11 protein-coding genes are annotated in these 11852 nt (G+C 70.4%); 1 reads left to right on the top strand and 10 read right to left on the bottom strand.

The features are described 5' to 3' along the window. Positions 1–1151 (top strand): HNH endonuclease signature motif containing protein (locus tag VIM26_RS00295; protein WP_331948307.1); only part of this gene is annotated, 1151 nt, incomplete at its 5' end. 289 nt (positions 1152–1440) lie between these two features. Here the strand turns inward: VIM26_RS00295 and VIM26_RS00300 are convergent. The 10 genes from VIM26_RS00300 to VIM26_RS00345 all read right to left on the bottom strand — a co-directional run bounded on the left by VIM26_RS00300 (position 1441) and on the right by VIM26_RS00345 (position 11449). Further along, positions 1441–2226, bottom strand: a complete 786-nt coding sequence (locus VIM26_RS00300; protein WP_331948308.1) for an MIP/aquaporin family protein — start codon at positions 2224–2226, stop codon at positions 1441–1443. 43 nt (positions 2227–2269) lie between these two features. After that, positions 2270–2497 carry a glutaredoxin family protein gene (locus VIM26_RS00305; protein ID WP_331948309.1) on the bottom strand — a complete coding sequence of 76 codons (228 nt, stop codon included), beginning with the start codon at positions 2495–2497 and terminating at the stop codon, positions 2270–2272. A gap of 30 nt (positions 2498–2527) precedes the next feature. Next, the gene (locus VIM26_RS00310; protein ID WP_331948310.1) at positions 2528–3073 is read right to left on the bottom strand and encodes a peroxiredoxin; all 546 of its coding nucleotides are present in this window, start codon (positions 3071–3073) and stop codon (positions 2528–2530) included. A gap of 43 nt (positions 3074–3116) precedes the next feature. After that, positions 3117–4205, bottom strand: coding sequence for an NAD(P)/FAD-dependent oxidoreductase (locus tag VIM26_RS00315; RefSeq protein WP_331948311.1), 1089 nt, complete (start codon positions 4203–4205; stop codon positions 3117–3119). Then, on the bottom strand, positions 4192–5145 hold the full coding sequence (locus VIM26_RS00320; RefSeq protein WP_331948312.1) for a methyl-accepting chemotaxis protein: 954 nt from the start codon (positions 5143–5145) through the stop codon (positions 4192–4194). Before VIM26_RS00320 ends, VIM26_RS00315 begins: the two co-directional genes overlap by 14 nt. 160 nt (positions 5146–5305) lie before the next feature. Beyond that, on the bottom strand, positions 5306–6439 hold the full coding sequence (locus VIM26_RS00325) for a glycosyltransferase family 4 protein (protein ID WP_331948313.1): 1134 nt from the start codon (positions 6437–6439) through the stop codon (positions 5306–5308). Continuing rightward, the gene (locus VIM26_RS00330; protein WP_331948314.1) at positions 6440–6898 is read right to left on the bottom strand and encodes an adenylyltransferase/cytidyltransferase family protein; all 459 of its coding nucleotides are present in this window, start codon (positions 6896–6898) and stop codon (positions 6440–6442) included. A 79-nt stretch (positions 6899–6977) separates the two neighbouring features. After that, the gene (locus VIM26_RS00335) at positions 6978–7751 is read right to left on the bottom strand and encodes a CDP-alcohol phosphatidyltransferase family protein (protein ID WP_331948315.1); all 774 of its coding nucleotides are present in this window, start codon (positions 7749–7751) and stop codon (positions 6978–6980) included. Further along, positions 7751–9151: a DUF1972 domain-containing protein gene (locus tag VIM26_RS00340; RefSeq protein WP_414696423.1), complete on the bottom strand. Its 1401-nt coding sequence runs from the start codon at positions 9149–9151 to the stop codon at positions 7751–7753. The genes VIM26_RS00335 and VIM26_RS00340 overlap by 1 nt, the downstream gene beginning before the upstream one ends. Positions 9152–9412: 261 nt before the next feature. Then, positions 9413–11449, bottom strand: a complete 2037-nt coding sequence (locus VIM26_RS00345) for a PKD domain-containing protein (protein WP_331948316.1) — start codon at positions 11447–11449, stop codon at positions 9413–9415. Between the last annotated feature and the right edge of the window lie 403 nt (positions 11450–11852).

The raw sequence follows: 11852 nt of genomic DNA on the forward strand, positions 1-11852 counted from the left end.
ACAAGCCCGACGCGCACGTCCCGCCTCAGGTCACGTTGATCCTGACCGAGGAGACCTGGGTGGCCGTGCAGAGCGAACGCGACACGACCAACCGGTCCCGCGCCACGTTCGGCTTCGGGCCCGTCCAGGACAACACCGCCGGCGACGACGACGGTGGCGACGCTTTCGGGTCGGTCGACGCAATCGGTCAGATCGACGGGCTCATGCCGCTCGGCGAGCAGGGGTCCGCGGGCGAGGTCGGTCAGATCGACGGGCTCATGCCGGTCGGCGAGCAGAGGTCCGCGGGCGAGGTCGGTCCGATCGACGGACTCGGCCGCGCGGACGGGCTCGGCCTGGTGGATGCGCTCGGCCGCGTGGACGGGCTCGGCGCGGTGGACAGGCTCGGCCGGGCGGACGGACTGGGCGCGGTGGACGGGCTGGGCCGCGCGGCCGGGCTCGGACCGGTCATCGGCCTCGGGTCGGTCGGTGGATGCGGGTCGGTCGATGCACCTGGTGGCGCGGTGAACGCGGTCGGCGGGGCGAGGGTGCCGTTCGGCTACGCGCCGGCGACGCTGGAGGAGGGCACCCCGGTGCCGACCAGCGAGCTGGCGCTCGTGATGTGCGAGTGCGATCTCACCCGGATCGTGATCGACGCCCAGGGCAACCCGCTGGACCTGGGACGCTCGGAGCGGTTGTTCACCGGGGTGCAGCGCAGCGCGGTCATCGCCCGGGACCGGCACTGCGCGTGGCCCGAGTGCGACCAGCCCGCCCGGTGGTGCCAGGTGCACCACATCCGCTGGTGGAAACGCGACTTCGGCTCGACCTCGGTCGACAACGGGATCCTGCTCTGCAATTTCCATCACCACGAGGTGCACCGACTCGACCTCAGCATCACCAGGAAACCCGCTCCACGGCCCGACCAGAACGGAGTCCCGCGACCCCGCGGGACGCTCGCCACGGTCGACTACACCTTCACCGACCCCACCGGGCACGTCATCGGGCAAAGCCCCGGCGCACCACCGGGAGCAGCATCGCCTCCGGGAGCGGCGTCGCCTCCAGGGGCATCGCCTCCGGGGGCATCGCCTCCGGGAGCACCGCCGGATGACCTCGATTTCACGCGGAAGACCGATCCGCACACCGGAATGACCGTTCCCGCCTTCATGCTCGAGTGAGGACTCCGACGGACCTCAACTCGGCGACGAGCGACGTCGACCGGCGCCTGAATACACCGAAGAGTCGCCCCCGCGCGCTCGCTCGGCAGAGGACGACCGCGATGACTGGTCGGCCCGTCGCGGCGAACGTCGCGGCGAACGTCGCGGCCAATGCAAAGGCCAACGTCTCGGTCAACGCAAAGGGCAACGTCGCGGCCAAGGTCTAGGTCAAGGCCAGCGTCACGGTCAAGGTCAAGGCCAGCGCCAAGGACTGCGCCAGGGCCAAGCGTGCGCGACGGCCGCCCTCGACCTACAACCTGGCCGTCTCGCTCGCCTCGGCCGCGGAGTGTGGCGTCGAGACGCCGCCGTCGGCGAACGTCCCCTCACCTGCCGCAGCGATCACCGCCGCAGCAGCGCCCTCGGCTGTGCCGGCACCAACGGCGTGCGCCGGTCCGAACGAGGCGGGTGCCCATTCGCCGGGGTTGAGCGCGCGGAAGACCAACGCGGCGCCGGCCGCACCGGCGCAATCGGCGATCACGTAGACCCAGAGCATCGACCACGAGACCAGGCCCGCAGTGCTCACCCCGAACGCGACCGCCGGGTTGAACACGCCGCCGGAGATGCCGCCGACCGCGATCGCGCCGGCCATCACCGTGAGACCGATCGCGAGCCCATAGAACGAGTTGTTCGGATGGTCGGAGCTGGTGGCGACGTTCAGGACGACGTAGGCCAGCGCGAACGTCACCAGGGCCTCGGCGATGAACGCCGCACCCAGCTTCCCGCCCGAGAACGTGAGCGCCGAGGAGGCGTCCTTGCCGGTGACCAGGTGCGCGATCTCGGCCGCCGCGATGGCGCCCACGATCTGCGCGACGACGTATCCGGGCACGTCCTTCGTGTCGATCTTGCCGCGGATCCAGACCGCGAGGGTCACCGCCGGGTTGAAGTGCGCGCCGCTGATGTGGCCGCCGGCGAAGACCATCGCGGTGAGCGTGACGCCGATCGCCAGCGGCGCGAGGGTCGCACCACTGAGCACCGTGGTCACAATGGTGAAAACGAGGAAGAACGTGCCGATGAGCTCGGCCGCGTACTTGCGCATCGACGGGCTCCCAGAGCCGATGAATGAGAGTGACACGGCCGGCTCAGACCAGAAGCTCGAGCAGGCTCGAGGGGCGGAACCCGGACACGTACTTTTCCCCGACGAATATCGTGGGAACCATTCGGATGCCCTTGCGGGCCAGCTCATTGAGCAGGGCAGGGTTCTCGGTGGTGTTTCGCTCCGTGAAGACGATCTTCTTCTCGGCGAGCAGCATCTTGTACTTGGCGCAGAGCGGACAACCGGTGGCGGAGTACATCACGACGGATGGCATGGGAGTTTCTCGATTCTTTTCGGTGGGACGTCAGTCGGCGGCGGCGAACGCGGGAGCGGGGAAGGCGACCGCGACTTCGGGCGCGGTGTAAGCAGCGAACGTCCGTCCGGGAGCCTGGACAGCCGAGAGCACTCGCAGGATCTCGTCGACCGAACGTCCCACGCGGTCGTCATGGATGACCTCGTGCCGCACGAACCCGTTGGGATCGACGATGAAGACCGCGCGGGCCGACTGGCCCTGGTCGTCCAGCACGCCGTACGCCTTCGAGACGACCTGGGTACGGTCGCTCGCGAGCGGGAAGTTCAGCGGGCCGATGTGGAACTCCATCCACGCGACGTGGGCGTGCACGCCGTCCGTGCTCACGCCGAGCACCTCGGCATCGCGCTCGGCGAAGACGGGCACCGCCTGGCTGAACGCGATCACCTCGGTCGGACAGACGAAGGTGAAGTCGGCGGGGTAGAAGAACAGCACGAGCCACTTGCCGCGGTAGTCCGCGAGCGTGGCCTCGTGCTCGAGGGTGTTGAGGTCCTTGGTCGTCAGCATCCGGAAGTCCGGGGCGGGTGATCCGATCAGCACAGCGCACTCCTTAGGGTTGGTTGTCTCACTCGGGTCGTCCTCGCTACGGATGGCTCGAGGTCCGGTCATGCGCCGGGTCGTGCACCGGGTCCGTCATGGGGCTGTGCTCGGCGGCCTGCTCGGGGATCAGCAGGGACACGCTCGGACCACGCCGTCGCGCCGCCACGGGCACCGCAGGTTCGACGGACGCGCCGACCCAGTCCCCGGTGACCAGCCACCGCTCGGCGTCGATCGCCGCCTGGCAGCCGGAGGCCGCCGCGGTGACCGCCTGTCGATATCGCGAGTCGGCGACGTCCCCGGCCGCGAACACCCCCTCCAACGACGTCTCCGTCGACGTGAGGCTCGTGACGATGTGGCCGCGGGAGATGGCGAGGTACGGCGCGAAGAGTCCCGTCGCCGGTTCGTGGCCGATCGCGACGAACAGCCCGGCCGTCTCGCGGACGCATCGCTCCCCGGTGGACAGGTTCCGCAGCCGGACCCCGCACAGGTTCCCGTCGTCGTCGGCCAGCAGCTCCTCGACGACGTGCGGCGTCAGGATCTCGATGCCCGCAATCGCGCGCGCCGCCACCTCGACGACGTCGTCGGCGCGGAACTCGCTGCGACGGTGCACCAACGTGACGCGCGAGGCCACCCGTGCCATCTGGATCGACTCGCCCAGTGCCGCGTTCCCGCCACCGACGACGATGACCTCCTGGCCGGCGAAGAAGGCGCCGTCGCACAGCGCGCAGTACGCGATGCCGCGACCGATCAGCTCTTCCTCACGCGGCAGGCCGAGCGGGCGCGGCACGGAGCCGGTCGCGACGACGATCGCATCCGCGAGGTAGCTGTGCGACGTCGTGACGACCCTGAACGGCCGGCGCGAGAGGTCGACGCCGACCACGTCGTCCATCACGACCCGGGCGCCGAAGCCGATGGCCTGCTCCCGGATCCGGTTGGACAGGTCCGCACCGGAGGTCCCATCCGGCACACCGGGGAAGTTCTCCACGAGGAAGGAGCGCGAGAGCTGTCCGCCCGAGTCGAAGCCTTCGATGCAGATCGGCGTGAGCCCGGCGCGCCCCGCGTAGAGCGCAGCGGTGTACCCGGCCGGACCTCCGCCGACAATGAGCAGCGGAACGATCTCAGGTGCGGACATGGCTCGTCTCCTTCAGCGCCGAGACGTCGTGCGCGAGACGCGTCAGGGCGGCTCCGAGGTGGTTGAGCTGACTGCTCGCCTCGCGCACCGCACGGTCGGTCTCGGCCTCGACCCCTTGCACCGGTGCGATGTCGGCGAGGACGGTCTGCATGCTCGTGCTCGCGGACTCCACCTGGTTGCTCGCCAGCTCGGCGACCTCGATCGTCGCGTCCGTCATCTCGCGCATCTCGGCGACGATCGCGTCGATCGCCTCGGTCGCTTTGCGGGAACCCTGCGCGAGGCCATGCACCTCGGCCGCCACGACGGCGAAGCCCCGGCCCGACTCACCGGCCCGCGCCGCCTCGATCTTCGCGTTCAGCGCGAGCAGGTTCGTCTGGCTCGCGATCTTGCGGATCGTCTCGACGACCGCGCTGATCTGCTCCGACGACTCGCCGAGGGCCTGCATCTGCCCGAGGATCTGGAAGGTCAGGTTCCGGCTCGCATCGACGTCGCCCGACGCCGCCCGGGCATCCGACCCGAGCTGGTCGAGGCTCCCCTTGAGCGTGGAGAGGCTGCGGTGGCCGTCGTCCACGGTGCCGATGGTCTGCTGGACCGCCGACGCCGCCTGGGCCACCTCCGCGACGAGCCAGGCGGGCGGACCGCTCGCGTCCGGTCCGCCGCCGTGCACGCCGCCGGCGGGCTGTGCGGGCAGGCCGTGGGCCCCCGCACGGTTCGCCCCGGCCGCGCGGAACGCCGCTGCGTGCTCGGGGGGCCCGGGCACCGCGGTCACGGCCGGCCCGCTCCCGCGGGCGGCGGACCTGCCCGCGAGCGCGCCCACCAGCAGCAGAGCCCCAGCCGCGACCGTGACGGCCCACGGGAGCTTGCCGATCACCGCGAGCACGACGGAAGCCGCCGCGCCCCCCAGCGCAACGCCCACGACGTGCTTCAGCCCTTGTTCCACGAGGTACACGTTCGGCGGGCCCGAGCGACAATTGAGAGTTCAAGGTGCGGGCAGTTCGGGGCAATTTGCACCGGGCGAACCCGCGCAAATACCCTACCGGGTACCTGTGCGCAGCCCGGCGCGCGCGGGGGACCCGCGCAGAGCCCGTTGTCCGCCTCGGTCAGCGGCCGAGGCCGGACAGCACGGAATCGAGCGACTTCCAGTAGGCGGACGCGCTCAGCACCCCGGCCCGTACGAGCGCCGAGAGCCGCAGATCACGGTTCTCGGCCGCACTCAACGCGAGGGCTCGCTCGAGGCACTCCCGCAGCGAGTCGGCGTCGCCCCGCTCGAACAGGAAGCCCTCGGAGCCGAGCAGCTCGGGGATCCCTCCGGTGCGGGCCGCGATGACGAGGCAGCCGCGAGCGAGCGCCTCGATGACCACCAGCGGCGCCGGGTCCGGCGCCGTGGACGGGACGACCACGATGGCGCCCCGCGCAAAGCCCTCGTCCTTGGGCAGGTAGCCCAGGAAGTCGACCTCGAGCCCGGCCTCACCGGCCGTCCGGCGCAGGTCGTCCTCGTACCACTCGTACCCGGGGAAGACCGTTCCGACGAGGGCGACCGTGGGGCGCTCGCCGTCGGGCATTCCGAGCACCGCCTCGAGGACGAGATGCTGACCCTTGCGTGGGCTCAGCCTGCCGACCACCACGAGGTCCCGGGCGCCGCCCGAGGTCGAGATCGGCTCGGCGCGCTCGGCCTCCTCGAAGTCGGCGTTCAGCAGGGTCACCGCACGATCGGCGAGCCGGGGCCACGCCGACACGACGTCGCGCCGGACGGCGTCCGAGACGCAGATGATGCGATGCGCAGCGAACAGCTGGAGGTAGAGCGCCTTGCGCACGGCGACCGCCGCGAAGGATCCGCCACCGAGGATCTCGTGCACGTGGATCACGGTCTTTCGACGCATGGCGCGCGCGAGCACAGCCCACAAGGGCACGGTGACGGTGTTGACGTAGACGCCTCCCCCCGGGGTTCGGGCCAGCAGCCGCAGGTGGGCCAGGATGCGCCCGGGCGTCCTGGCCACCTCGCCCAGCAGGAAGGCCGGCGCCTTGAGCCGCTTGCGCACCACCAGGGTGGGCGAGACCAGGTGCGGGATCCCCCGCTCGACGATCAGCGCGCGCAACGGACCGTCCTGCGGCAGCACGACGCGCACCGGAACGTGGCTGCTGCGCAGGTGGTCCGCGACGTAGACGAGCATCGCATCGGCGCCGTACCGGTCAGCCGCCGCGGCGATCAACAGCCAGGACCGCGCCTGCGACATCTAGCGCCTGACCCGCGCGGGCTCGGGATCGGCCAGCTCGCCGTTGATCACCGCAAGCGCACGGCGCAGGGCGGTGCTCGAGGTGTGCCTCGTGTAGGGGAAGTAGATGATCTTGACGCCGAGGTCGGCGAAGTCCCGTTCGAGCTTGTCTCCCTTGGCAGTGCCACGCCAGTCGTCACCCTTGAAGAGGATGTCGAACTGGACGCTGCGCCAGGTCTCGACCTTGTCGGGGACGACCTCGGCGAACACCTCGTCCACGAGGGAGATGTGACTGACGATCTCCATCCGCTCGACGAGCGGGATGACCGGCGCCTTGCCCTTGGTCAGCAGGCACATCTCGTCCGAGACGACGCCCGCGATCAGGTAGTCGCAGTGCTCCTTCGCGTGCCGCAAGATGTTGAGGTGACCGACGTGGAACAGGTCGTACGCGCCCGGTGCATACCCGACTACTCGACTCACGCCGGCCCCCTCTCTGAGTTCTCCATAGGGGGCCAACCGTAGCCCGAGATCGGACATTACTGGTGAAACTGGTGCAACTTCACCCAGTTGATGTATCCGGTCGGCCGAGTGCCGACATCTCCCGGAACCAGGAGACGCACGCCGCGGCAAGGAACGCCGCGGTGGCGGCGAACAGCAGCGAATAGACCGCGACGAACACGTCTGTTGCTCCGTACAGAACAAAGACCAGGCAAAGCACGCCGTAGTCCGTCGGCGCGACGAGCAACGAGCGAAACACGGGAGCACGCGTACCACCCGCCGCGGAGCGCATCGCAGCTCCGCCGCGGTGACGCAGCTGGTCATTCAAGATCATCGCGAAGAAATGCACGGTCGACACGGCCGAATACCCGAGCGGCACCAGCAGCCAGGCCTCGGGGACGACCTGCGCGCGATACAGCCCGATCACCAGCGCGAGGTGCAGGCTTGCCGTCTTCACCGAGTCGACCATGTGGTCCAGCCACTCGCCCACCAGGCTGCCACCGCCGCGCAGCCGCGCGAGCTGGCCGTCTGCCGAGTCGAACGCGTAGCCCACCAGCAGCAGGACCGCGACGGCGATCCCGGCACCCCAGGACGGCCGCGCGAGGGCAAGGACGGCGATCGCGGAGAACGTCCACACCGCGCTGATCGCCGTCACACCGTTGGGGGTCAGCCCCATCCCGTAGGCCGCCGTGGCGAGCAGCCGGCCCGCGGGACGGTTCACGAACCGCGAGTAGGCCGGCGCGCCTCGCGCGCCCTTCTGCGCGCCGCTCAGCCGGGCATGCGTCTGGCGGAACGTCTCACGAACCTGCGCCGGACGATCCCCCACCTGGACCACTACCGCACCTCCGTCGGGCGATCTTGATTCTCCCGCTCGAACTGCGCCGAGCCGCGTGCTTGACCGTCTGCCGCACCGTTGACCGGACCGTCGGCCGGACGGTTCGCTGCACCGTCGGGCGCGCGCTCAGACGCACGGTTCGCCGCGCCGCCGGACGCGCGGTTCGCTGCGCCGTCGACCGGATCGCCGCGGGCTCCGTCGTCGGAGTGGGCGTCGTCGGCGTCGTGGGCGCTCGCCGGCGCCGGGATGGTGCGGGTCCGGCGCCCGGTCGGGCGGCGGACGGGGGCTGCCGCCGCGAGCCGGCGGCAGAGTACCTCGTACGACCCGGCGACGTCGTCCCAGTCGTACCTCTTGGCCTGCTCGCGGCCCTCCTCGCCCCGCGCGCGTTCGCCGGCCGGGTCCTCCTCGGCGCGCTCCACGGCGCGGGCGACGTCGTCGGGCGTGCGGAAGAAGCGTCCCGCGCCCCGCAGCACCTCGCGGTTGAACGGGACGTCGTACGCCACGGACGGTGCGCCGGCCCCGATCGCGCGGAGCAGCGAGGGGTTGGTCCCGCCGACGCTGTGCCCGTGCAGGTACGTCAGGCAGTGGGCGTAGAGCTGGTCGAGCAGGCCCTGGTCCCAGACCCCGCCGAGGAACCGCACCCGCTCGTCGGCCGCGGCACGCACCCGCAGCGTGTACTCGTCGGCATACGGCGCCGAGCCGACGACGACGAGCGGCAGCCTCGCGCCCGACCGGCGGTAGCCGGCGACGATCTCTTCCACGTGGTTCTCCGGCTCGAAGCGGGCGACCACGAGGTGGTATCGGCCGGGCTCGAGGTCGAGGCCCGCGAGCCCGTCCGAGGGCGTGTCCGCAAGAATGGGAGCGCCGTAGGAGATGAGGTCCGGTGCGGCACCGAACTCGTTCACGTAGTAGTCCGCGATCCCCGTCGCGTCCGCGATCAGGGCGTCGGACCAGCGCACGGCGAGCGACTCGGCTCCGCGGTAGTACCGGCGCCCGGTGGGGCCCCACTTGGCGCGCCGCCATTCCAGGCCGTCGACGTGGGTCGCCACCGGGATCCGGCGCGCACGGAGCACCGGGAGCAGGGGTGCGTTCGCGGCGTTGAACACCAGCGCGACGTCGGCCGGGTGCAGCAGCTGGTGCGCGACGGAGAGCGAGGTGTGACTGAGCGTCTCCAGGGCACGCGTGCGCAGGGCCGGCAGCTGCACCAGACGCATCCCGCGGTGGGTCAGCTGCTCGGGCTCCGTGGTGCCGGGGATCCGCCGGCAGTACACGACGACGTCGATGTCACGCTCCACGAGCCGCGAGCCAACTTCTTCGATGCAGGTCTCGAAGCCCCCGTAGCGCGCCGGAACGCCACGCGTGCCGATCATCGCCACGCGCAGTCGATGGTCACGGGCCACGCGAATCACCACATCCTTGTCACCGTGCCGGGCCCGAATGTCTGGACCGCGTCCCCCTGGCCCGCGAGCGGATCCGTTCGCGTAGGTGTCGAACATAGCCCGGCGGACCGCGTGCTTTCACCCGATATGGGGTTTTTCACCCACATAGCCCACGCAGCGCTGATCCGCCTCACACCGGTCCGATCCACGCCAAGGATCAGCCAACGTCACGCGCGCTGAGGTCGTCAACCCCCGCCTCCCGCCGTTCCACTGATGGACGAGTCACAACGTGTCGAACACCGCCACGGTCGGCGCAGGGGCGGTGACCGTGACGGTGGTTTGGGTGGACCCGCTCGCGCCGGACGCGTCGACGGCGGTGAGGGTCACGATGTAGGTCCCGGCGGACGCGTAGTGGTGCGACACCGCCTTGCCGGTGGCGAGCACGCCGTCACCGAAGTCCCACTGGTAGGCGGCGATCGTCCCGTCGGGGTCGGTCGTCGCCGCGGCGTCGACCGAGATCGTCAGGTCCGCGTGCGTCGCGACGAAGTCCGCGACCGGCGGACGCGTCGCGGCCGGCGCCGACGGGCCGGCGAGGGTCTGCTCGCCGGTCAGGGACTGCTCGCTGGTCAGGGACTGCTGCTGCGTCGGGGCCAGCGCCGCGGTCGAGGAGCTGGACACCTTGATGCTCACGGATGGTGACGTGACGGTGTTGTTGAACGGGTCGCTGACCACCACCTTGTAGCTGTAGGTCTGCCCCTTGACCAGCCCGGTGTTCGTGAACGAGAGCGTGGGCAGCTTCCACCAGGTGGACTTCGTCGTCGTCGTGTAGACGGTGGTCGCGCTGTTGCGTACCACCTTGTAGGTCAGGTTCTCGTTGTCGCGGTCCCAGTTGCTCGGCCACGTGAGCTTCACGGTGCCCGCCGAGGGGGACGAGGCGCTGGGCTGGAACGACGAACCGGTCCGCTCCGGCCCGAGCTTGTTCAGCGACTCCGGGGCCAGCGCCATCCGTACCAAGCCCTGCTGGCCTTGTCCGCCCACCGTGAGGAACTCACCGGCGAACGTGACGTAGCTCCCGCTCCCGGTGACGCTCCAGGCCGCCTGACCGGTGCCGGTGTACGTGCCCCCGGTCAGCTTGGGGAAGAAGTCAAGGTTGGCCGGCGCCGGGTTGCCGTAGAAGTCGTAGTAGGGCGAGACGGTGTTGTGCTTGATCGTCGAGACGACGTTCTTGGAGAACGCGAGGATGAATCTCCACTCCGAGTCCCCGAAGGAGCCGATGTTCCCGCAGTAGTGCGGGTGCCCGACGCCGTACACGGCCTGCGTGGCGGGTCCCGCGTACACCCCGTAGGTGTCGCCGTGGCAGTCCTCGAGCCACACCAGTGCGCCGTTGCTCGGGTTGGCGGCGAAGATGCCCTCGAGGTTGCCGTACCCGCCGTTGTGGCCGAGGAACGCCCAGCCCGCGCCGTAGACGAGGGTCCCGTCGGTGCTCAGGGCGTCGATGCCGGAGTCGTAGCCGTAGTTCGTGACGATCTTGTTCACGGCCCAGCTCTGCACCGAACCGGACGACGCCGAGACGGCACCGGACCCCGGCGCCGCGACCCCGTTGAGGGTCGTGAACCGCCCGCCGACGATGAGGCGGCTCTTGTCCGGGCTCATCACGAGCGCGTCGACCTGATACGTCGCCGAGACCTTCCAGGACAGCAGCGCGCCGCTCGTCGCGCTGATCGCTGCGAGGCGGTTCCGCGTGTTCCCGGCCACCTTGGTGAAGCGACCGCCGAGGTAGATGGTGCTCGACGTCGACGCGATCGCCCGGACCGTGGAGTTCGGGTTGGGGTTGAAGCCCGAGACCCTCGCCCCCGTCGACCGGCTGAGGACGACGAAGCGGTTCTGCGCCACGCCGTTCACCTGGGTGAAGTCGCCGCCGACGTAGATCCGGGTCCCGTCCGCGGATGCCGCGATGGAGTAGGCGGCCCCGTTAAGCTTCGGCGCCCATGACGTGAGGTTGCCCGTGGCCAGGTCGTAGGCCAGCAGGTCGGCGCGCGTGACGGTCGAGGTGCCGGCGGCGGCGCCCGCGCGACGAGCCGTCGTGAACGCACCCGCTACGTAGACGGTCCCGGACACGATCACCTGCGCCCACGCGACGCCGTTGATCTGCGCCGTCGGCAGTCCGTCACCGGCGATCGTGACCGGCGTTCCGGGCGACGGCGCGGAGTCGGCCGCGGCGGGCCGCTGCGGGCCCGCGACGGCGAGGCCGACGACGAGGAGCGCCGCGGTCGCAACGCTCGCGATCGCCCTGGACGCGGTCGCACGTGCAGTTCTCATGGCGTTCCTCCTCCTGGCGGCATGACGACGGCGCCGCTGCGGTTCGGTCCCGCCATGGCTGCCCCCTGTGCCACGTCCGTCCACGCCCGGCGCTTCGACGCGCCCGACGCGACAATCCTGACGGACAATAGGGGCAAAACGGAATAGCCAGGCACACATTCGTTCGATGACGTTGGCGAATCGAGGACCATCTGTGGGTGAATTTTCACTCCGGGAGGGGCCCGCTGGGCGCGACGCCGCGGTTCAACCGGTACGTCGACACCCGCGGCGGGCATGGGACAGCGTGACGCCCGCGAACCTCCCAGCCCCCAGGGCCGGTCCTCGCGAAGGCGCCACGCCGTCAGTCAGCGAGCCTAGGGTGCCGGGGCGACCGGGGCCGTGACGCTGTAGTTGTCGATCCGGA

The organism is Pengzhenrongella sp. (assembly GCF_036565025.1).
Taxonomy (GTDB): Bacteria; Actinomycetota; Actinomycetes; order Actinomycetales; family Cellulomonadaceae; genus Pengzhenrongella.